Origin of the sequence: Pantoea sp. ICBG 985 (assembly GCF_002928365.1) — a bacterium.
GTDB lineage: Bacteria > Pseudomonadota > Gammaproteobacteria > Enterobacterales > Enterobacteriaceae > Pantoea > Pantoea dispersa.
In genome coordinates, this window is record NZ_POWM01000011.1 from 1 (window position 1) to 19,624 (window position 19,624).

24 protein-coding genes are annotated in these 19,624 nt (G+C 49.9%); 6 read left to right on the top strand and 18 right to left on the bottom strand.

The window, feature by feature from the left end; all coding sequences use genetic code 11:
- Window positions 1-5: 5 nt before the first annotated feature.
- The 5 genes from C1Y42_RS22225 (at window position 6) to C1Y42_RS22245 (ending at window position 3,709) form a co-directional block, all read left to right on the top strand.
- On the top strand, window positions 6-680 hold the full coding sequence (locus C1Y42_RS22225; protein WP_104094421.1) for an SOS response-associated peptidase family protein: 675 nt from the start codon (window positions 6-8) through the stop codon (window positions 678-680).
- Between the two features lie 502 nt (window positions 681-1,182).
- Window positions 1,183-1,632 carry a translesion error-prone DNA polymerase V autoproteolytic subunit gene (gene umuD / locus C1Y42_RS22230; protein WP_104094372.1) on the top strand — a complete coding sequence of 150 codons (450 nt, stop codon included), beginning with the start codon at window positions 1,183-1,185 and terminating at the stop codon, window positions 1,630-1,632.
- Window positions 1,633-1,640: 8 nt separating this feature from the next.
- Window positions 1,641-2,915, top strand: coding sequence for a translesion error-prone DNA polymerase V subunit UmuC (gene umuC / locus C1Y42_RS22235; RefSeq protein WP_104094422.1), 1,275 nt, complete (start codon window positions 1,641-1,643; stop codon window positions 2,913-2,915).
- A gap of 145 nt (window positions 2,916-3,060) precedes the next feature.
- Window positions 3,061-3,300, top strand: a complete 240-nt coding sequence (locus C1Y42_RS22240; protein ID WP_104094373.1) for a hypothetical protein — start codon at window positions 3,061-3,063, stop codon at window positions 3,298-3,300.
- 172 nt (window positions 3,301-3,472) lie between these two features.
- Window positions 3,473-3,709 (top strand): hypothetical protein, encoded by a 237-nt coding sequence (locus C1Y42_RS22245; protein WP_104094374.1) that lies wholly within the window; start codon window positions 3,473-3,475, stop codon window positions 3,707-3,709.
- 842 nt (window positions 3,710-4,551) lie between these two features.
- On the opposite strand, the gene C1Y42_RS22250 is transcribed toward C1Y42_RS22245, so the two are convergent.
- From C1Y42_RS22250 to gntA, 13 genes are all read right to left on the bottom strand, one after another.
- Window positions 4,552-4,920: a hypothetical protein gene (locus tag C1Y42_RS22250; protein WP_104094375.1), complete on the bottom strand. Its 369-nt coding sequence runs from the start codon at window positions 4,918-4,920 to the stop codon at window positions 4,552-4,554.
- A 66-nt stretch (window positions 4,921-4,986) separates the two neighbouring features.
- Window positions 4,987-5,541 carry a hypothetical protein gene (locus tag C1Y42_RS22255; RefSeq protein WP_104094376.1) on the bottom strand — a complete coding sequence of 185 codons (555 nt, stop codon included), beginning with the start codon at window positions 5,539-5,541 and terminating at the stop codon, window positions 4,987-4,989.
- 163 nt (window positions 5,542-5,704) lie between these two features.
- Entirely contained in the window at window positions 5,705-6,670 is a 966-nt protein-coding gene (locus C1Y42_RS22260) for a hypothetical protein (RefSeq protein ID WP_104094377.1), read from the bottom strand.
- A 301-nt stretch (window positions 6,671-6,971) separates the two neighbouring features.
- Entirely contained in the window at window positions 6,972-7,652 is a 681-nt protein-coding gene (locus C1Y42_RS22265; protein WP_158251414.1) for a DUF4145 domain-containing protein, read from the bottom strand.
- Between the two features lie 180 nt (window positions 7,653-7,832).
- Entirely contained in the window at window positions 7,833-8,546 is a 714-nt protein-coding gene (locus tag C1Y42_RS22270; protein ID WP_104094423.1) for a tyrosine-type recombinase/integrase, read from the bottom strand.
- A 141-nt stretch (window positions 8,547-8,687) separates the two neighbouring features.
- On the bottom strand, window positions 8,688-8,945 hold the full coding sequence (locus C1Y42_RS22275) for a hypothetical protein (RefSeq protein ID WP_104094379.1): 258 nt from the start codon (window positions 8,943-8,945) through the stop codon (window positions 8,688-8,690).
- Window positions 8,946-9,463: 518 nt separating this feature from the next.
- Window positions 9,464-10,222: an MOSC N-terminal beta barrel domain-containing protein gene (locus tag C1Y42_RS22280; RefSeq protein ID WP_104094380.1), complete on the bottom strand. Its 759-nt coding sequence runs from the start codon at window positions 10,220-10,222 to the stop codon at window positions 9,464-9,466.
- On the bottom strand, window positions 10,219-10,911 hold the full coding sequence (locus C1Y42_RS22285) for a phenylalanine--tRNA ligase beta subunit-related protein (RefSeq protein ID WP_104094381.1): 693 nt from the start codon (window positions 10,909-10,911) through the stop codon (window positions 10,219-10,221). Before C1Y42_RS22285 ends, C1Y42_RS22280 begins: the two co-directional genes overlap by 4 nt.
- Window position 10,912: 1 nt before the next feature.
- Window positions 10,913-11,557 (bottom strand): LysE family translocator, encoded by a 645-nt coding sequence (locus tag C1Y42_RS22290; protein WP_104094382.1) that lies wholly within the window; start codon window positions 11,555-11,557, stop codon window positions 10,913-10,915.
- A 2-nt stretch (window positions 11,558-11,559) separates the two neighbouring features.
- Window positions 11,560-12,231 carry a 2Fe-2S iron-sulfur cluster-binding protein gene (locus tag C1Y42_RS22295; RefSeq protein ID WP_104094383.1) on the bottom strand — a complete coding sequence of 224 codons (672 nt, stop codon included), beginning with the start codon at window positions 12,229-12,231 and terminating at the stop codon, window positions 11,560-11,562.
- 33 nt (window positions 12,232-12,264) lie between these two features.
- The gene (locus tag C1Y42_RS22300; RefSeq protein WP_104094384.1) at window positions 12,265-13,296 is read right to left on the bottom strand and encodes a hypothetical protein; all 1,032 of its coding nucleotides are present in this window, start codon (window positions 13,294-13,296) and stop codon (window positions 12,265-12,267) included.
- Window positions 13,293-14,048, bottom strand: a complete 756-nt coding sequence (locus tag C1Y42_RS22305; RefSeq protein ID WP_104094385.1) for an SDR family NAD(P)-dependent oxidoreductase — start codon at window positions 14,046-14,048, stop codon at window positions 13,293-13,295. Before C1Y42_RS22305 ends, C1Y42_RS22300 begins: the two co-directional genes overlap by 4 nt.
- A gap of 20 nt (window positions 14,049-14,068) precedes the next feature.
- Window positions 14,069-14,749: a guanitoxin biosynthesis heme-dependent pre-guanitoxin N-hydroxylase GntA gene (gene gntA, locus C1Y42_RS22310; RefSeq protein ID WP_158251415.1), complete on the bottom strand. Its 681-nt coding sequence runs from the start codon at window positions 14,747-14,749 to the stop codon at window positions 14,069-14,071.
- A gap of 1,206 nt (window positions 14,750-15,955) precedes the next feature.
- Between gntA and C1Y42_RS22315 the strand changes: the two genes are divergently transcribed.
- Window positions 15,956-16,156 carry a hypothetical protein gene (locus tag C1Y42_RS22315; RefSeq protein WP_104094387.1) on the top strand — a complete coding sequence of 67 codons (201 nt, stop codon included), beginning with the start codon at window positions 15,956-15,958 and terminating at the stop codon, window positions 16,154-16,156.
- A gap of 96 nt (window positions 16,157-16,252) precedes the next feature.
- Here the strand turns inward: C1Y42_RS22315 and C1Y42_RS22320 are convergent, their stop codons facing one another.
- The 5 genes from C1Y42_RS22320 to C1Y42_RS22340 all read right to left on the bottom strand — a co-directional run bounded on the left by C1Y42_RS22320 (window position 16,253) and on the right by C1Y42_RS22340 (window position 19,563).
- Window positions 16,253-16,549 carry a hypothetical protein gene (locus C1Y42_RS22320; RefSeq protein WP_104094388.1) on the bottom strand — a complete coding sequence of 99 codons (297 nt, stop codon included), beginning with the start codon at window positions 16,547-16,549 and terminating at the stop codon, window positions 16,253-16,255.
- The gene (locus tag C1Y42_RS22325; RefSeq protein ID WP_233210748.1) at window positions 16,549-17,373 is read right to left on the bottom strand and encodes a ParA family protein; all 825 of its coding nucleotides are present in this window, start codon (window positions 17,371-17,373) and stop codon (window positions 16,549-16,551) included. Before C1Y42_RS22325 ends, C1Y42_RS22320 begins: the two co-directional genes overlap by 1 nt.
- Window positions 17,374-17,686: 313 nt before the next feature.
- Complete coding sequence (locus C1Y42_RS22330) at window positions 17,687-18,451, bottom strand: site-specific integrase (protein ID WP_104094389.1); 765 nt, start codon at window positions 18,449-18,451, stop codon at window positions 17,687-17,689.
- 26 nt (window positions 18,452-18,477) lie between these two features.
- Window positions 18,478-19,143: a hypothetical protein gene (locus C1Y42_RS22335; RefSeq protein WP_104094390.1), complete on the bottom strand. Its 666-nt coding sequence runs from the start codon at window positions 19,141-19,143 to the stop codon at window positions 18,478-18,480.
- Window positions 19,144-19,203: 60 nt separating this feature from the next.
- Window positions 19,204-19,563: a hypothetical protein gene (locus tag C1Y42_RS22340; protein WP_233210749.1), complete on the bottom strand. Its 360-nt coding sequence runs from the start codon at window positions 19,561-19,563 to the stop codon at window positions 19,204-19,206.
- Between the last annotated feature and the right edge of the window lie 61 nt (window positions 19,564-19,624).

Here is a 19,624-nt window from a genome sequence, read left to right on the forward strand (position 1 = left end):
TGCTTATGTGTGGACGATTTGCGCAGTACAGCAGCAGGGATGACTATTTTGAAGCGCTGGGGATTGGCCCGGAGGAATTAACCCGCGATCCGGAGCCAATTGGGCGGTACAACGTGGCGCCAGCCACTAAAGTTCTGTTACTCAGTGATCGTGACGGAGAGCTGAAGTTCGACCCAGTGTACTGGGGTTACGGGCCCGAATGGTGGGACAAACAACCACTCATCAATGCTCGCAGTGAAACTGCCGCATCAGGTCGCATGTTTAAACCGCTGTGGGAACACGGTCGGGCCGTCGTGCCTGCAGATGGCTGGTTTGAGTGGCAAAAAAGCGGTGCCGGTAAACAGCCATATTTCATTTACCACCGTGAGAGGCAGCCGCTGTTTTTCGCGGCCATCGGGAAACCCCCCTTTGATCGGGAACACGGCCGGGAGGGCTTTGTTATCGTCACCGCAGCCAGCAATCAGGGCATGGTAGACATACATGACCGCCGTCCACTGGTCCTGACTGCAGACGCGATCCGGGAATGGCTGAGTAATGACACTTCGCCGGCGCGTGCAGCCGAGATCGCACATGACAGCGCACTTCCTGAGTCCGCTTTTACCTGGCATCCAGTAACCACAAAGGTGGGCAACGTTCATAACCAGGGTCCGGAGCTTGTTCAGACAACTGACAGCAACTGATCTAACAGTCATTGCACTCGTCTGCAAATCACCCTGGAAGTGCTTTGCCGTTTGCGCCAGCCCACAACGCTCGCCGCAGTCACGACTGAGGCGTACCGCAGCAGCGCGAGGAACGAACAGTCGTGTCGAGGAAGCGTCATTTCACCGATGCCGGTATGGACTGCTTACGCACATTGCGCTTTTTATGCATTTCAACAAAACCAGCCCGGCCACAAAGCGCCGGGCTGTTACGGTATAACCGGAAACGCCTCTCCACGTCTGCCGGCCCTAACCTGAGCATAGTGGCGCTGCTCAGCATCAGCTAGGCCGACCGTCATAAAAATTTCCCGGCGGCTCAGTTAGATGGCTTCGCTTCTGCCCTAACCCGTTTCGCTCCCTCTTGCCAGATAATTCCGCCTCAATAATACTGTATGTATAAACAGTAAAATAACGGGAGGTATTTTATGCGCGATTTACTCAGCTCTTTCGCAGTCACACTGCAGCATGGCAAGGGCATCAGATCATGAACCCGGGCAGCTATACCGCCGGCCTGACGCTGCTCTGGCCACCCATTTTTACACCGAGGGTCAGGGTACCGCTTTATGCCGATCCGTGCGCCGCCGGCTTCCCCTCCCCTGCGCAGGATTACGTCGAGAAAGAACTCGATCTGAACGAGCTATGCATCCGCCGGCGCGCCTCAACTTTCTTCGTGCGCGCCAGCGGCAACAGCATGCGGGACCTGGGCCTCTGCGACGGCGACGTCATGGTGGTTGACCGCGCCGAGGAAGCCACTCACGGCGATATCGTGATTGCAGAGGTCAACGGCGAGTTTACGGTAAAGCGCCTGCAGCTGCAGCCCAGGCTCGCTCTATTGCCCATGAACCCGGCCTACCCGGTAATCTACCCGGAGGAACTGCAGCTGCTCGGCGTTGTTACCTGGTTCTTTAACAGCACCCGAGCCCGCCGGAGGTGATCATGCCCATGTTTGGCCTGGCCGACGTTAACTCCTTTTATGCCAGCTGCGAGGCTCTGTTCCGCCCAGACCTGCGAGGCAGGCCGGTGGTCGTGCTGAGTAACAACGACGGCTGCGTCATCGCACGCAGCGCCGGCGCCAAAAAACTCGGCATAAAAATGGGCGCCCCGTGGTTCCAGATAAAGGGGCAGGAATTTGCCGAGCGCGTGCATGTGTTCAGCTCAAACTATGCGCTTTACCACTCGTTATCGAACAGGGTCATGATGGCACTGGAGGAAATGACGCCGAAGGTTGAGCAGTACTCCATTGACGAGATGTTCCTCGATTTAACCGGCATCGATGGCTGCGAGGACTTTGAGCACTTCGGCCGGCGCCTGCGCGCGCACGTGCTGGCCACGACCGGCCTGACCGTCGGCGTGGGCATGGGGCCGACAAAAACCCTGGCAAAATCGGCGCAGTGGGCCAGCAAGGAGTGGCCGCAGTTCCGCGGGGTGCTGGCACTGACGCCGGATAATCCGAAGCGTACCGCGACGCTGCTGGAAAACCAGCCCGTAGAGGAGATATGGGGCGTTGGCCGGCGCATCGGCAAACGGCTCAACCTGATGGGCATTGAAAACGCCCTGCAGCTCTCACGCGCGCACCCTGCCCTCATCCGGAAAAACTTCAGCGTGGTGCTCGAGCGCACCGTGCGCGAGCTCAACGGGGAATCGTGCATTCCCCTCGAGGAGTTTGCGCCGGCGAAACAGCAGATCGTCTGCAGCCGCTCTTTTGGTGAGCGCATTACGACAAAAGTGGCCATGCAGGAAGCGCTGTGTCAGTACGCCACGCGTGCGGCGGAGAAGCTGAGAAATGAGCGCCAGTTCTGCCGGCGCATCAGCGTTTTTATCCGGACCTCGCCGCACGCGCAGGGAGAAGTCTTCTACGGCAACAGCGCCGGCGAGAATCTCACCCTACCCACGCAGGATACGCGCGACGTGATCGGGGTGGCCATGCGATCGCTCGACCGCATCTGGCTTGACGGGCGGCGCTACATGAAGGCCGGCATTATGCTCGATGACTTCACGCCCAACGGCGTCAGTCAGCTGAATCTGTTCGATGAGGATAAGCCGCGGGCGAACAGCGCGCAGCTGATGAAGGTGCTGGACGGCATTAATCAGTCCGGACTGGGGCACATGTGGTTTGCCCGTCAGGGTGTCAGCAATGAGTGGCAGATGAAACGCGAGATGCTTTCGCCAGCATGGACTACCAGGTGGGATGATATTCCTGTTGCACACGTCCGGTAAAAGTATCGATTTAAAGCGGATATATATAACCTTATTCATCTGCGCACAACGGGTATTCTGTCCATCCCCTCGCCAGTAAATTCCTTCCTGGTGTATCCAGACCGGATTGGTTAAAATGCATTCATCACCTGATGAGGTAGTCAAAATGAAAAATAACAACTTGCAGGATATAGAGCCATTCTCGCCTGAAAAACTGGTTAAGGATTTGGGAAAGCCTGAACTCGGCGGCAAAAAGTCCCCACTGACTCTAACCGCAAGACATTTGTCACCAGAAGAATTAGCCATGATCGCCAGCATTCTTGCGAATGAACCTCAGCCTGTCCTAGATGAAATGCAGCCGTTCAGCCAAGACGTTCTCGATCAGTTCCGACAGATGTACCGTTGAAGCCGCGCTGGCGTTTTTTTATGCCAACCCTCCTCTCTTAGCGCCAAAATGGACGTTCAGGTTATTCTGTCCAGTATCCCTTGAATACTATCCCCCTCTCCCCAATATATTTATCGCAATATTTTCCTAAAATTCCAATTAATGAACTACAACCTCATAGTAAGGACTGTTTATGTCGTGGACACAGAAGGTTTCATCAGGCTTTGGAGAGCAAGACTGCATTTTTGCTGTTCATCCCGAAGATGAGCAGAATGCGCAGGCAGCCATTACCGCAGCTAAAGATGCCGGTGCAAGCTTTGAAGATTTCGAGAAAGAAATGGTCTGGCATATCTATAAGCAAGTGACTGCACCGGGGATGCTTCAGGATCACATTGCAAAACAGGTTGCCACCGCTAAACAGATGTGGTGATACTGCAGGCCGCCAATTCGGCCCCTTATTTTCTTTTTTCACATCAAATTCCGACACTTTTCGGACACCCAGCCACTTTAGTCCAGTCATGCCGGCCTTACATGATCCGCTATTGATGCGCCTGATAACCCGAAGATTTGCAGGCATTTTTCCGCAATCAGTACTGTAAAAGTGCCGTGATACCGTGTCGCCCGGTGATTTTAATTTAACCGTTTGGCCGCTACCATTCAGTACTTTCACTGTTTTTATCTATATTTTTTCCGGAATCCATAAGAATACTTATTATCCCGGAGAATCTCGAAGCAAACCTATTAATTTCGGCTAAAAAACTCAATCACCGCCCATCTTCGCCGAAGTCCGCACTTTTGAATTAATGCCAGATGGATGTGCGAGCATTAAACCCCTCAATTTTATAGCTTTAAATCATTGTCGGCTATACGTAAACCCATATAGCGGCCAAATATTTACCATGAAACAAAATCCGGTATTCGGATGGATTTGGGGCCATCTGCCCGCCATATAACTTTATAAGCTGATACATATACATTTCCTTTTAATCAGTACTGTAAAAGTGCCGTGATACCGTGTCGCCCGGTCATTTTTATTTCACCGTTTGGCCGCTACCATTCTGTACTTTTCGCCATGCTGGCAGTTGTTTCACTGCAGCTACGCGACCAGCGCCTGAACTGCTGGCATTCCTCTGTAGCGATGTCCGCCTGTTGAAAGGAATAACGTATTACATACGTAATACGCACGTAGCTCAATAGATGATTTACATACAAGGATCAAGGGACTGAAGAGCTTAAAACAGGTATAAAAAAACCCGCCGGAGCGGGTTATGTTCAGCCAATTTTTCGCAATGATGAAGAGCCAGCCAGCATGCCTGACCGTTTCTCTAATCCGGGCCTGGACGTTAATTTTTTATGTTGCCTGGCTAAGGCATCGGTGTCCTCGATCATTTTTCGCAGAATTTCTGGCTTCAGGTTCTGCTTCTGCCCCGAATAGATAACCCGTATCAGAGACTGTAATTTGTTTTCATATTGTCTGTCCGCGGCCAGGTTTCGTTCGGATACCAGAATCTCAAACAACGCACGGTAAACCGGCTTCAGAACATCTACGGTCAGAGTATGGCTGGCCAGACCCGATTCAGTAGGCTTTAAAGGCCTGAAGAGCCAGAAGCTGTTTTTGCGTGTAGTGATGACGCTACCCATTTAGACCTCCTGAACTGCTGCACATTTACCTATTCTATCATGGCTGTTCATTAAATGCTCACTCCCCTATAGATGCTTGATGAGTACTTTGGCGCGATATTTATGGCCCCGCTTCTCACGAGAAAGATCCGCATTCGTTAACTCATATCCCGCCTCACGATAGCGCCATACCAAGTCTTTAGCTGGCTGGCTTACCATAACCGTGTGGGCTCCGTAGGAGCGGGCAAAGCTCTCAGCAATAATCAGCCCCAGCGAAATCATGTTGTCCTGCAGGGGGTGGTGAAAGGGGTTTGACTCTAGATAGCGCAGCGCAACGTTGACCCGTTTTCTGGAGAGTTTGGCCAGAAACAACCCGCAGAGTGTATCCCCACACCAGATACTGACATCCAGCTTGTCACGACGCTTGTTGCGCTGACGCAGCCAGTTAAAATCGATGTTGAAATGCAGCCGGTCACGGTGCTGGCGCCAGGCCGGGTGCACGACAGACCAGAGGTCGGGAGTGATCCTTTGCAGGCGGATGTCACTTACTGGCAACGTCACACCAAAGGCGCCATCAATCGCCACCATGGCCAGGTAAAGCGCTAACTCCCTTTTCTCACTGTGCTCCTTCAGTGTTCCCATCGCACAACCCCTCAAGCCCTATAATGAATTACCATTGTATTACATTTGAAATACCAATGCATTCATAAAACACTGTCCACTGTGGATTATTTTTATTTTACCGGGAGTAAGAAAGCCCGCATTCCGCGGGCTTGTTCAGAGCGATAAACCTGGAAGGCAATAGCTAAACGGCATTCTGTTGCGGCCGATATTCTATGTGCGGATACAGCGTCTCGTGGCATGTTCTGGGGTTTACCCAGACGCCGTAGGTTGACTGAACAAAGGCACCTGACGTGTTGCTTCCGGAACGCGGGATCACATCGTCAATCAGGTCCAGGTCGACGATGGTCAGATAGTGAAAATGCGGTGCATTCAGGTCGGCCTGTGAGAATTTCAGCAGGTCAGCGCGGTTAATGTTAATGGCAAGCTGCATCTGCGGGTCAAGCTCGCTGATGCGGACCAGCTGCCCGATGACGTCAGGCGTGAGCGGCTTTTCTGCCAGGCCTGCAATGCAGTGATATACGCTATCAGCCCTGCCCACATTCATGCCGGGAGTACCGGAAACTTTACCCTCAGCCACTGCGTTATCGTATGCCCTCTGGTGCTCAGTTATCTGCTGCTCCACGTCATGGTAAACCATATCGAACGTAGCACCCTCATTCAGTGAAAAGTATTTCGGATGACGGTAAAAGTTAGCTATGGTTTTCAGCACGAGGCCGCTGTCCTGGCCCACAATAAGCGTAATATTTGCCTTCTTGACGTTTGGCTTGCTGAATAAAAAAGACATGCCATCAGTGACGTGTATCGCCGTTTTTATCCAGCGGGGAGTACGTTTATCCCGCAGTTTTTTCGGGGCGATCGATTTCACCCATGCTGCGTCTTTATCCAAAAAGGTTTCAAAACCTTTAATGCTTTCCTCATACGGATCCTGATGCGGCTTGAGAGACTCGGAAGCATATGCTGCTGCCTGACGCATCTCATGGTAGCTGACGTAACCCCAGCTGACCGCCGTCATGTCCAGGAGCTTGCTGCGGGGAATGTCGACACCGTAGTTTTCTGAAATCAGGGAGCCCATAACGCTGCAGGAACGTTTAAAGCTGACGCCATCAGCGAAAATGTCGTTTTTTATGAGGAGAACAGAACGAGCCATAAATACCTCTGTAACGGATTTACAGGGCGGGATAAGTGAGAGTCGTTGCCAGACACAACCTGCCCGCGGTAACCGTTAAGCAAGTATTTAGTCGATTGAATGAGTGATTCAGGGGTAAATAAGCAGTCGCGCTGTGTCATCTGACACCTGGCCGGCAGTCGCTGATCAGTAACCTAGCACCGGACAGGAAAATCATGCAACAAAAATTTTTAACGCTGATAGGGCTCTGGGAAAGCTAATGAATGACACGAAGCATGCATATGTATTACAAATGTAATTACTCAGGAATACAGAAATAACGCTATTCCTTCTCTGCGGCGGGCTTTCTTGTAAACGCCTCTGTCAGCCGGCCTATCTGTGATGATGTATCGGCCTTGCGCTGATAAAGCTGCTGGACGAGTTGTTCGACGATGACGCTCGCATCTTCCAGATGTTGCTGCGTAATGTCCGGATTGCCATGGCTGCCGGCATTGCCAAAAAGCCTCAGCGCGTCCATGCCGGCGTGGTGCTCGCCAATCATCTCCTCAAAACGGGTAAGGCGCTCGTTCAGCCTCAACTCCCGGGGTTCCTTATCAGGACGTTCAAGCGTCCGGGGTACGCCGAGGTCGTCAATAAGCATCTCAACGAGAGAGCGGATGGCATTGGCTGCCGAAGAAAAGTGCCCTGTCAGAAGGGATGAAATTTCATTAAGCTGTCCGGAAACGCGCTCCGGGCACCCTGCCGGCACCGCGAAAAGGGGTAGTGGAGGCGTGAAGGCGCGGGCAGTGTAGGACTCAATATAAACCGTTCCCTCATCGGGGTCCTCGCACCCCTGAAATACTTCGCCGTCTCCGCTGATCGCCACCGTCTCTCCGCACCCTGTATGTGCGCACCTCAGCAGGCAGCTGAACACAATCTGATGCTGCTCGGGGTCCAGTTCCTGAAAGTGCCTGATGGTCCACGCGCTGATCCCACGGTTAAAGCTGTCTTTGACCATTTCCATGGTTGGATTCAGGCAGGCAGGGCACAACCACTCAGGACAATATGACGGGCCAAAGGATGTAAAGAGCGAGTCAGGCATACAGAGCAGTCTCCATGGAGTTTACCTTAATCATGAGTCTTGACAGGGCACGCCACTGATTAATGCATTACGCATGAAATTCAAATGTAATACATAAGTCATTCATTTCTTCATGAGCATGCCGACAAAATCCTGCGGGTCCAGGCTGAACCGAATCCCCAGCTGCGGCGCGACATCGAGCGCAAATATCTTAAGGTACTGCTCGGTGCTTTCATAGCGTTCGTGACCCATGTAGGTCTGCACGACCTTGGGCGGCACGTGGTTAAGAAACAGCTGCATGGCGAAGCTGTGCCGCAGCGTGCGGGGGCTGATGGGGGTAACGGCGAACGTAATACCGGCCGCATCCGCAGAATCAAGCCCCTGCCTTAGCCATTCCCACGCGGTCTTACGCGTTATATTGAAAAGCGGCGTGCGGCGGCCGGTGCGGAAGGTCGCCAGGTAGCGGCGGAGATCGCGGGCAAAGGTCGCATCGAGTATCGGCACCACGCGCGCCACCTTCTCGTCCTTTGCCGGCCGGCCGCGGCCGCGGCTTCGCTGCTTGAGCGTGCGCAGCCGGACGAACGGACGGGCGCCGTCCAGCTGCAGGTCCTCGGGCGTCACCATCAGCGCTTCGGTGATGCGGGCGCCGGTGTTCCACAGAAACGCAAACAGCATCCTGTGACGCTCGTTCTCAAAGCAGCTCAGCAGCACGGCCACCTCGGGCGCCAGCAGATATTTTGGCAGGTCGGGCTGCAGCAGGACCATCCCCCGGAGAGCCAGTGCAGTCTCCCACGACTGAACGGCAATACCCGTGGCGCCCGTTGACGGCATCAGCATGTCAGACATCTGTTATACATATGAAATACACCTGTATTACATCGCTCGGTATCAGTGCAGGGAACGATGCGTGTGAATAACATCGCGAAGGTATGACACCTGTATTTCAGATGTCATACAGGCAGGCTCCCCTGCCGGCCCTCACAAAGAGAGGCCGTTATCCGCTTCCGGCCCGGGTCCGGCATGCTGTTCGCGCCAGCACGCCAGCGCGGCTTCTCTCTCAGCCGGATAGTACTGCTCGCTCAGGTTTCCCTGCGCATCAAGCCAGACAATCAGGGTGCCGCCGTCCTCCCGCGCGATCGCCAGGACTCCGTGGTTTTTCAGGGTCAGACGCTGGGAAGGGGTCAGCCTCACGCCACCCGGGGTGACGGCGGGAACGTCTGCGAGGGGATCGGTCATTGTTGCTGCTCCTTATACATAGAGTAGGGCGCCGACAAATAAATGTACTACATGAGTAATACAGCGGCGCGCTGGGCGAATTCTTTCCGGTTTACCGGGGAAAACCCCGCCAGATTTTAAAATCCGTCATGCTGCCTTCTGACGCCTATTTTGCCCCCTGAACCAGTGGTGCGCCACCGGAATAAATCGCGGCGCAGAAAAGAGCAGGGTAACAAAACCCAGAGTATTTCGGTATCTGTTACCCGCTGAAAACGGGGTTACGCGGGTTATCGGGCGTCATAAATCCGCCGCGCGGGCGTGCAGGCCACGTGGCGCGGGGTCGTCAGCGAAAAAGCGGGCAGGGGAGGGGAGAGGTAACCGTATTGCTGTTTTGTTACCTCTAACGAAGACGTAAACTGCGAGCGGAGAGAGCAGAAGCGGTCACAATGGTGGTAAAGAGACGCGCAGGCAACCAGCAAATCGCCTCCTGCACACAAATCGATTGAGGGGCGGAGATGCCGGTCGAAAAACTGAAGTGTTTAGTCGAGGGTGAGAACGTCTCCAACATTAAGCTTAAATCTTTCTTCAGCCCTCAGATAGAGCCCAAATAATGCACCATCGTAGTCATTTGCTTCATCAATACTTTCCAGAAGTGCTGAATCATCAAGGCCGTGAATTTTATTATGGAGCAACGATACAGCATTACACCTTTCAGTGCGCTCGGTGACAATAAATTGCACACCATTAATTGTAACGCTTACAATATCATCCTCCTTAATATCAGAAAAATCAGGAACGATAATATTCGGCCTGAAAACCAAAGGATCGATATTCTCATACCCCGCGAACTTAGCCAGGCTGTTGAGTGCGCTCTTTGAAATGATATGTATTGGGCCGGTATCCATGAAGCTCTGACTGTAATTACCCGGATAATAAATCCGTGCCAGAACAACGTTCTCTTCGATGAGAGAGCTAATGTATTCAGATACCTGAATAGGCATGACGGAGACATCCACATCCCGCGACCATATGCGGATTCTATCAATACCGTTATCAGTAATATCGAAAATTCTTTCCTCCTGCCCGTATCTTACAGCCAGCATGTTTCCTTCAGGTACAATAGAAACATCAGCAATACGAATATTATCTCTCATTGAGATAAATTTATTGTCGCATTGACGATAAAGACAGAATTCCCGATCCCCGTCAATGCCGGAAGCACCACCTATTAGCGTGTCAGCTTTGATACCTGCCCCAGACTTAAGTGGGTAGCTGATTAACTGATCTATTTTAATCACGATAACGGTCTCGTATTGTAGTAAAACTCCTGAGAATCAAACTTCGAAGAATCTATGTCATAGGATGACTCGACGAGGTTGCGTCTGATTCTGGCACTAACCGTATAGAGGTCTGTTGCAGTTACAGAAGAATGGCCAATAATGACAAAGGCGCAGGATTTTGTTTCATCTCCGATTCGAAACTCATCAGAATCTACGTCTTTACTGCCTATCCATGCGACGGTATCTTTCTCTAATTTGTAGATGAGCTCGCCGGGATTTATTTTTTTCGTACGCGTGTCAAAAAGAGGAACGATCGTGTCTTCACTCGAGGACAGCATAATTTCAAGGTGCGCATCTTTTCTCGCGTTTGAAAAATCATGACCACCAATACCAAGCCCAAAGAAAAAAGCAGCTTCGTTATAGGCATCCACTACATTATTTATCGAGCGAAAGCCTCTGTTAGAGAAATTACTTCTTAGCTTTTCTCCCGCAGTAAAAAAATCACTTTTACCTGTCGTGGCAGAAATAATTTCACGCATTCCATTGTTAAATTTATCGGTATTAGCTGGTAGCGCACAAGATACAGTTTCAGTACATTTCCTCTTAAACTCATCGCGTGACGGAGACACAATAACGCCATGAACAAGAAGTAAAAGTGCATGCGTAACGCCGGCGGCAGCAGCTCGCTCATTGATAGAAAAATACATATCATCCCACCATGAAGTTTTTATAAAGCAAAATCACTCCGATCAAGACAAGAGCTGCACCAGAAACATAATTGAGTGCGATTGTCATTTTCTGATTGCGTTGTGACATTTTCGCCAGCAAACCACCGGTTAATCCGGCAGTCAAATCAACAGGTAAAGCAGTCGCTGGCACGATCAACGAAACTAGCAGCGCTTCTACCGGAGTATATCCGCCCGAAAGGATTAGCCCGGGGAGAATGGACAGATAGAACAGGATGGTTTTTGGATTCAGAAACTCTACAGACACGGCCTGAAGATATAGCCGCATCAGGCTGTTTTTTCTGGTTTGTCCTGCTTCATCAGCATTGACTCCTCCCGTATCTCTGGCTGATTTTATTGAATCGTAACCGAGATACAGTATGTAGACGCCACCTACGAGAGCGACAGCGTTTGCCACCATAGCGCTCTGTGCGACGATCGCAGTAACGCCCAGTCCCGCAAGAACAGCGTGAATCGAACTACCTGATGCGAGCCCAAGAGCGGAGACTGCTCCCGCAGCTTTCCCCTGGCTCATCCCTCTGGCGCTGACAAAAAGCAATGATGGGCCCGGGCTAAGATTAAGGAGTAATGCGGCTAGCGCAAATGCAAGAAGACTACTGTGTTCCATATTCAACCTATAACAAGTGAGGTAAGTGCTTTTGAATTGCAGGTGAGCATATGCATTTCCTTGATCATGCTATTCTCTGCCTGCGGTGATATTTCCATACTCGCTCCAGAGATGATTTTTTTTCTGCACTTCATACAAATACCTGCTCTGCACATATATTTTAACTCTATGCCATTATCCAGGGCATTATCCAAAACTGAACCTTCATCACCCGCAGAGAATCCATCATCCTTATGGGTAATAAGCATTTCATCAGGAAAATACTTTACAATAAAAGCCTTCTCTGATTTAACAATTGTCTCGTGGAAAACGATTTCTTTAAAACCCATATTGTGGGACTGGAGATACTTTATTTTAGGGAAAAGAAAGTCACCTGTAATGAGAAACTCTTTAAACCCGGTATATTTTAACGTTACTGAAAGAGCCATAAGTAAACCGTTCGCGTCCCACTTATCATCTGAATAAACTATATCACGCAGATAACAAAGATCGAAAAGGTTAACCAGCTCAAATTTCAGAACAAGTTGCTCGCCGTGTTTAAATAGTATTTCAAATACAGCACAATCCTTATCGTACTGATAAGGATCATGTCTTGATACTTCCATCTTTAATACTTCAGGCTTTTCGCCTGAAGTATTGATTGCACCCTTTATGAGCAACGAATTAGGGCTCATTGTTCAGCATGCCTCCGGTGCGGGGGATAGATATTACACGTAACTCTCAGCACCGCCCTGGCGGCGGACATCCAGAGAACAGCAGTGGAAACCACCGCCAACGGTTCTGCCGTGTCGGAATGACGCCGTTATAATTTCCATACCGCAGCGATCAAGTTGCTCAGCAAGTTTGTGCTGATTTTTCTCTACGATCACGGTTTTCTCATCAACTGAGAGTACGTTCATTGAAATCCACACCGATGCACGGGCCCAGTCAAAAGCATGACCAATATCAACCGGCTCATTGAAGAATACAAGCTCCCAGTTACGCAGTTGAGGAGGAATGTCAGCCACTGTCATTCGGGACGCATTCACAAGAGCAAGACCCGGACGCAGCAACTGCAGCGTTGTTCCAACATGATCGCTACAGATAGACATCGGGTGGAAATTAAATTTATCGCCGAAGGTCCTCTCGAGCCATTCAAAGCCGGCCCGGTTGCCACTGTTGCTGATATTGAAGAAAACGTCCTTTCCGCAGCGCAGTATATTGGCAGCATCAAAAAGAGGATCGTTCTCTGCGAGATACGGTACAGCACCGTCCCAGAGGTAGGTATCATCCGTCAGAACTGGTTTAGGTGCAGCAATCCACTTTTCACCTTTCGAGAAGTAGTCGCGCGCAATTTTTCTGAATGACTGACTTTCGAAATAACGGTTGCGCGAAGGCATAGGTGCTTCAATGAGGGTGTCTCCCAGCGCAAGAAGACAGTCTCGGGGCATTAGCGCGTGCGACTGCTGGGATTTCCAGTGCGGGCTGACGCACTCAGTATCCAGTTTGATTGCTTCTGGACGACGTACTGTAACGCCAAAGCGCTCAAGTACAGCGGTAAGCTCCTGAAAATCCTCCTCCATTTCGTGCTTTACCTTAGCAATAATGGATTCAGCATTTTTTTCCTGACGGAAATCATCCTGCAAATCAAAAAAATGCCGTGATGAAATATCCAGATCGGGAAGTGTCAGATTTTCAGGGCTGCCGAGGATAATTTCTTCAAGCTTTCCCCAGTCGCTATAGCTGTTGATAATGCTCATTTTGCGTCCTGTTGTTTAGTGAATCCAAGTGCGAATGATTGCCCGGTAGGCATGACTTCAAGAATGTTAACGTTTACATTCTGAGGAAGAGAAAAAGTCCAGAAGACGGTCTCAGCAATATTATCTGGAGTAAGGTACGTTTTATTTTCATACAGCGAATCTGCTTTTTTGATATCGCCTTTAAACCTAACCAGGGCAAACTCTGTTTTAGATAATCCAGGAGCTATACAGCTCACGCGAACGTTTGTACCCTCAAGGTCGGTCTTAAGATTCAGGCTGAAATTCTGAACAAATGATTTAGTTGCACCATAAACGTTGCTGCCCATATATGGATAGTTTGCAGCGACGGAACCTATATTAATGACATGCCCTTCGTTGCGAGCTATAAACCGATCAATTATCAATTTGGTTATATGAACAAGCCCGACAATATTCGTGTTAATCATGGTTTCCCAATCGTCGAAATCATTAACCTGAGAGGGACCAAAACCTAGTGATAAGCCGGCATTATTTATAAGGCCAGTGACATTGCTGAACTCTTTAGGTAAATTACCGAGAACCTCGTTAACAGAATCTTTATCAGTAATATCAACGACCGCTGGAAGCACACGCCCGGGAAATTGGTCGCTGAGCTGATGTAATTTATCAGAGCGACGCGCCAGAGCTATGACGTTGTAGCCTTCCTGCAAAAATCGGATGGCAATAGCTTCTCCGAAACCCGATGAGGCTCCAGTGATGATGACAGTTTCCATTTAATTACCTCAGATGAGTTTCAGTTCTTCTTACTAAACGGGCATGACCAACCAGAGGCTGTGGCATTACCTGCATATTGCCTGGCTTCGCTATCGTCTCCGAAATTACTCAGGTTAGGGTTAAGATCGCCCTGAATACTAATTTCACGTCGGCGTATTTCCTTCTGCATTTTTTCGAACATTCCAAGCGTTTTCAGATGGCGAAACTGCCGATGGGCATTGAAGACAAGCGCAGGAACAGGAGAGCGACGGCTCTGTCGAGATGATTGAGGATGTAGGCCAACAACAAAAAAAGGCTCGTTTACCAGTGAGAATCCGAATTGAGGAGAAACCGGGTCGGGAGAACATTCATCACTCCATGTGTACCCTGCTTCTCTGTCATAATCATGCATTTCTGCAAGGGTCTTCCATACAAAGGATTCAAATTCGGCTTCATCGCCAAACTGTTGGTCACTGAATGTAATAACGAAAGTGCTATTGGTCATGCTGATACTTTCGCGCAGAGAACAGAACTGGCGAAGACAACCGTAGGCGTCACCTAAAGTGAGTTTGCTGGCGTTGCTGCAATCTCTGTGTATCAGTGTTTCCATTGCTGCGGCAGTTTTGGCACCTATGCAGGCAAAACTTGCAGAGTCTACATACTCAAGAAATTCTTTTAGAACTACGGGGCTATTTGTAACTTCCATCAAATCCGATGACATAAGCCGTCCTGAATAGTAAGTCATTTTTACTGCATAAAAACCTATTACCATGGCTTATATAAGTCAATAACAGTTTATAAAAATTCAATTAACATAAACTAATAACATAAATTAATTGTTGTTTTTCAAACACTTATTTCCCATATAATTTTTTTGCATATAAAAAATGGTTAGCTTACGATTAATTTTCTTAACTAATCATTTAATTTGCAAGTATATGTATGCAAAGAATAACTGGTTAAGTAATGCTCATCTATCCAACACTGCAAATGCAATATTCATAATGGAATTGATGTCATTTGAGCAGCTGACGCATGACTCTATGAATATTCAAAGGGAACACCTGATAGGGGGAAGCGGGTAACGGTATGCCTGTTTTGTTACTTTCTGCGGATTGAATAAAAGCGCCGAAAAAGGACAGGTATAGGTTTCCCACGAACACCTTAAACAAACATGACTGATTAAGTTAATGACATCCCGCAGGATTCAAATGATTAACGTCTGCTGGATAACCTTCGGCCTGAAGTCTTCAATGACTTTTACCTAATCCGCAGGTTTATGCTGTATATTATTTATTCCCAGCATTAAATAAAGCCTGCTTATCAAAAATATTAGAGTGCAACTTAGTCAAAAACCGGATAATTAATTTTGTGCTTTTTCAATCGTTTTTATAAAGAAATTATTAGATTTAATCGACCCATCAGATAGGTCAATTTAATTAACGATGGTTTGGTTAATATATTTTAACTTTAACCACACCAGTCATAATCATTTCACATTAAGAGGTTTATATGGGTGCAAGCAGAAGTCTTACCTGGACAATTACGAACGCGGCAAAGTATTCCTGGACTCAGACACAATGTGAATTAAACCACGGTATCTGGGTGAAGAACCCGCCGAAAGTAATCCCTCCGGGCGGTCACGTTACGCTGCAGTCGGAGTCAAATGGTTTTATGACAGGATGCGAGGGAACTGTAAGCTACAACTCAGTCGTTGGGGATTTTGTATTTTATTTTGATAATCCTTATATTGGGAATGACAGTTATACGCTAACCGTCCCTGATGAATACGACCACTCATCAACTCAGACTACCGGAAACCAGTTTAAAATTGTATCACGTTGCTTTGAGCACCCACCTGAATAAATAGATTTGAGATGTTCTTTTTTGACGTTCTAAATCATACTTCAAATTCAAAGGTGTTATTATGGAATATACAAAAAGCAGTGGCGATTTTTTTGATGAGAACAAAAATTTTAAAGGTGAACTGCTCAAAGATATTAAAGTTAATTCTCAATTCAAAATCTGGGATAAAGGCAGTACAAGATATATTTTGGTAAAAGTACTGAGCGGTCATTTCGAAGGAAAATCAGGATACTTCCCTCTTAAAAAAATTGAAACAAAATAATAAAAGGCCGCAATAGCGGCCTTCCCTTTAATGTGTATAACTAAATTTTAATCAATACATTTAAAATAGATAACTTTCAGATATGCGCTAACCTGGCTACAGATATTCCTTCACCATCTTCACCAGCTTTTCCGGTCCCACCTGATTAGCAAGATGCAGTGCGGCACGCATAATGGTGGAATCTGTTATTGTTTTACTCGGCGCAAGATCCTGCACTGCTTCGGTAAGTTTTGAACACATCATTTTCTCTTCTGCGGTCAGTCGCACCGTCTTTGGTGTCTCACTTGTTGTTCTGTTGCGTTTGGTACGCACATTGCTCAGACGCGTGTCCTGATCTGCTTTAACGACCGCAGGCTTCTCAACCTCCGGGCGTTGTAGAATTTTTCCGGCCATTACTGTGTTCCTTCTTTCAGAGACATCATCTCTTTCGCCATTGATTTATAATCATTGATCACCAGCGCATTGCGGTCATAGAAATATACCGGTTTGAATATGACCTGCGCCTGTGCCACCTTTTCGTCGGTGCGGATGCGCGTTTTCAGCACGTGGTTCCGGAAGCGATCTATTCTTTCGAGCTCGCCTTGCAGGAAGTTATTCATAACCTTTTTGGTGCTGTTGTACTCGTTTCTAAACAGGCTGTAATGCGTGAACTCTTCTTCCTTAATCTCATCCAGATAATTCAGCACCGTCTGAGCACCCGTGACCGAGAATGAGCCACCGTCAATCGGAATGAGCACATGGTCCGCCATGTAAGCGGCGTTTGAAGCGGACAGGTTGAGTGCCGGAGAGCAGTCGATAAATATGAAGTCGAATTCGTCCATCACGGGCTTGAGATGCCTCATCAGGATTTTTTCACGATGCGGCCTCGCCATACAGTTTTCCATGACGCGTTCAAACGATGGGTCAGATGGGATCAGGAAGAGGTTAGGAATGTCCAGATCACCGTTCTTTGCAGGTATTATTGCTTCACGCACGTCAAACTTCTGGTTGTTGTACAGATCACAGACCGTATTGCCGTACAGGGCATACTCTTTCTTGCCGTTCGCCAACACTTCAGTGGCATTCGCCTGCTGATCGCCGTCCACAACCAGGACGCGCTTCCCTAGCAGAGCAAGCGCCACTGCCGTGTTTGTGGTGGAGGATGTCTTGCCCGGACCGCCCTTGTTACTCATTGCTGCGATAACAAACGCACCCTGCTTATCCCGATTTTCAGCCATATCCAGCTCCGCATGTGTAAGTCAAAAGTATTACATTTGTAATTAAATTACCCTTATTAACAGGATGGCGTCAACCTATTTAGAATACAAATGTATTACATGAGAAATACATTAAATGATATCACTATGTCTGTCTCACAGATAAGCTGAGCGGTTATCCCCCCAAGCAACAAGTATGTTATATCGCTCTTTGTGCCACTATAAGTGGTTGATTTAAAGAATCAATTAAGCTCCATCTTCCACTCATAGAATAGCTCCAGCGCAGACTTTCTTTAATCGACTTTCATTAGGCAGCACTCTATAACTTCCGAGTTTATTCATAAGCTGATTTTTTCATTATTTCCACAGCCTCACTGCCCGGCATAGAAAACTGCACACGGTGCCGCGCCGCGACGTCCAGCGCAAACACTCTGGTGTAAATCTCCGTCGACTTGATACTTTTGTGCCCGAGCAGGCTCTGCAGCGCCTTGAGCGGCGTGCCGGCGTACAGCATGTGCATGGCATAGCTGTGCCGGAAAGTGTGCAGGGTTACGGGAATGGAGAACGTCACGCCTTCTGTCGCCGCCTGGCTGACCGCTTCGTTCAGCCAGGTCCGCGCCGTCCGGTCGGTGATCTCCCGCAGCCGCACCCGTTCAGTCCGGCCAGCGATTTCGCTGCGACGCTCCAGCGGAATGCGCAGGGTGGCGATCATCATCTCAAGCTGGTTAACATACTGCGCGTCGGACAGCGGCACCAGGCGGTGGGTCACGGCCCCGGCGGGCAGACGTCCGGCGCGACGCTCCGCCTTTGCCTCGCGCTGCTTGAGCGTTGCCAGCTGCACTAAGGGGTACTGCTGGCGCAGCAGGAAGTCTACCCGCGTCAGCGCCAGCGCCTCGCTGATGCGCGCGCCGGTGTTCCACAGCGTGGTGAACAGCATCTTGCGACGCAGGTCGGGCATAAAGTGGAGCAGGGCGCTGACCTCCGGTGCCAGGAGGTATTTCGGCAGGTCGTCGACCAGCGCGGCCATCTGCCGCAGCGCCAGCGCGGCCGGGTAGTCGATGGCCACCGGCAGCTGTGCGCCCCCTGGCTGCGGGAACATGGCGGGCAGGTTAATTGTATTGATATTCAGCTCCCGGCGGATTCTCTGTGACAGTAGGACGTGGGCTCCCCCCGGGTTTGCACCGTGTAGGAAGGAAAATCCGTGATTTCTATATTACTGAATGGCGTAAAGATTTCTCCTGAAGGCAGACGCCGGCGGAATCCTTCCAGAACGGACTTTTCACCCGCAGGGCCGACGGACGGCATTGATACCGACATGCTGTCAGGAACGATGCGGGAATAGCTGCCTTTATCATCCATCCGCTCCAGCATTCTGAGCTTCAGCGTCAGGTCAGAACTGCTGCTTTTACCCGGAATGGTCCATGTCGATGAGACCTCATACACTGCGCTGTCCTGCTTCCTGTCAACCACGGTTCCCCGCATCTGCAGTACGGTCGGCTGGATCATTTTTCCGTCGCCCGGCAGATTCTTACTGCATACCATAACGGAGCCGGACGGATAGGCGGCGTTCAGGTGTATGACTTCATCCCGCGTCGCGGCAGGCGTGGCAGGCACCACTCCTGCAGACGCAATGACTCCGGTAAACAGCCCGGCAGCCACGCTTCTCCGGATCCCTGCCCGCGGACTGCTCACCCGGACGGTCAGTGGGTGACCAGCTGAACCCGTAACGCCGCTGACGATATCATCTGCCTTCATCATCGTTTTTTCTCCATTTCCTTTAAATCCCGCCATCCATACACCTGTGCTCCTGCTCTGTTGTGTTTTCCCGCCTGCCATCCGGAACCGGTATCTTCAGCGGGCGCGATCGCCGTCGCGGCTCAGCCCCGGGAGGGCGGCCTGCGCCAGTATCCTGTCACGGTGCGCGTCAAGCCGCTCCAGCCGGACGCCGGCGTCCCCGGCGTGCGTGATTTCCGGGCTGCCCGCGTCCCCCCTGAACCGCCGGCGCGGATGCATCCCCGGCAAAAGGCCGCCGTCGCCGCTGAGGGTGAAGATGACCCGCCCGCCGCCGGTGACGATCTCGCGCCGCACCTGCGCCGCCTGCCACGTGCTCCCGACGATCAGCGTTTCCCTGAGCCAGAGTTCCCGCAGCCGGAACACGCCCCGCGTGAGGGCGGCAATGTCCTCCATCATGTGACTGTCGATCAGATTCACTGTAATCAACCTTATTATTTCAACTGCAATAATCAATGCTACCTGTAAAACCCTATGTGAT

Excerpts from the sequence above, each read along its gene's own strand:
- C1Y42_RS22225 (WP_104094421.1), top strand. The coding sequence starts at position 6 with ATGTGTGGACGATTTGCGCAGTACAGCAGCAGGGATGACTATTTTGAA.
- umuD (WP_104094372.1), top strand. The coding sequence starts at position 1,183 with ATGAACCCGGGCAGCTATACCGCCGGCCTGACGCTGCTCTGGCCACCC.
- umuC (WP_104094422.1), top strand. The coding sequence starts at position 1,641 with ATGTTTGGCCTGGCCGACGTTAACTCCTTTTATGCCAGCTGCGAGGCT.
- C1Y42_RS22240 (WP_104094373.1), top strand. The coding sequence starts at position 3,061 with ATGAAAAATAACAACTTGCAGGATATAGAGCCATTCTCGCCTGAAAAA.
- C1Y42_RS22245 (WP_104094374.1), top strand. The coding sequence starts at position 3,473 with ATGTCGTGGACACAGAAGGTTTCATCAGGCTTTGGAGAGCAAGACTGC.
- C1Y42_RS22250 (WP_104094375.1), bottom strand. The coding sequence starts at position 4,920 with ATGGGTAGCGTCATCACTACACGCAAAAACAGCTTCTGGCTCTTCAGG.
- C1Y42_RS22255 (WP_104094376.1), bottom strand. The coding sequence starts at position 5,541 with ATGGGAACACTGAAGGAGCACAGTGAGAAAAGGGAGTTAGCGCTTTAC.
- C1Y42_RS22260 (WP_104094377.1), bottom strand. The coding sequence starts at position 6,670 with ATGGCTCGTTCTGTTCTCCTCATAAAAAACGACATTTTCGCTGATGGC.
- C1Y42_RS22265 (WP_158251414.1), bottom strand. The coding sequence starts at position 7,652 with ATGGAAATGGTCAAAGACAGCTTTAACCGTGGGATCAGCGCGTGGACC.
- C1Y42_RS22270 (WP_104094423.1), bottom strand. The coding sequence starts at position 8,546 with ATGCTGATGCCGTCAACGGGCGCCACGGGTATTGCCGTTCAGTCGTGG.
- C1Y42_RS22275 (WP_104094379.1), bottom strand. The coding sequence starts at position 8,945 with ATGACCGATCCCCTCGCAGACGTTCCCGCCGTCACCCCGGGTGGCGTG.
- C1Y42_RS22285 (WP_104094381.1), bottom strand. The coding sequence starts at position 10,911 with ATGTATTTTTCTATCAATGAGCGAGCTGCTGCCGCCGGCGTTACGCAT.
- C1Y42_RS22290 (WP_104094382.1), bottom strand. The coding sequence starts at position 11,557 with ATGGAACACAGTAGTCTTCTTGCATTTGCGCTAGCCGCATTACTCCTT.
- C1Y42_RS22295 (WP_104094383.1), bottom strand. The coding sequence starts at position 12,231 with ATGAGCCCTAATTCGTTGCTCATAAAGGGTGCAATCAATACTTCAGGC.
- C1Y42_RS22300 (WP_104094384.1), bottom strand. The coding sequence starts at position 13,296 with ATGAGCATTATCAACAGCTATAGCGACTGGGGAAAGCTTGAAGAAATT.
- C1Y42_RS22305 (WP_104094385.1), bottom strand. The coding sequence starts at position 14,048 with ATGGAAACTGTCATCATCACTGGAGCCTCATCGGGTTTCGGAGAAGCT.
- gntA (WP_158251415.1), bottom strand. The coding sequence starts at position 14,749 with ATGTCATCGGATTTGATGGAAGTTACAAATAGCCCCGTAGTTCTAAAA.
- C1Y42_RS22315 (WP_104094387.1), top strand. The coding sequence starts at position 15,956 with ATGGAATATACAAAAAGCAGTGGCGATTTTTTTGATGAGAACAAAAAT.
- C1Y42_RS22320 (WP_104094388.1), bottom strand. The coding sequence starts at position 16,549 with ATGGCCGGAAAAATTCTACAACGCCCGGAGGTTGAGAAGCCTGCGGTC.
- C1Y42_RS22325 (WP_233210748.1), bottom strand. The coding sequence starts at position 17,373 with ATGGCTGAAAATCGGGATAAGCAGGGTGCGTTTGTTATCGCAGCAATG.
- C1Y42_RS22330 (WP_104094389.1), bottom strand. The coding sequence starts at position 18,451 with ATGTTCCCGCAGCCAGGGGGCGCACAGCTGCCGGTGGCCATCGACTAC.
- C1Y42_RS22335 (WP_104094390.1), bottom strand. The coding sequence starts at position 19,143 with ATGGCGGGATTTAAAGGAAATGGAGAAAAAACGATGATGAAGGCAGAT.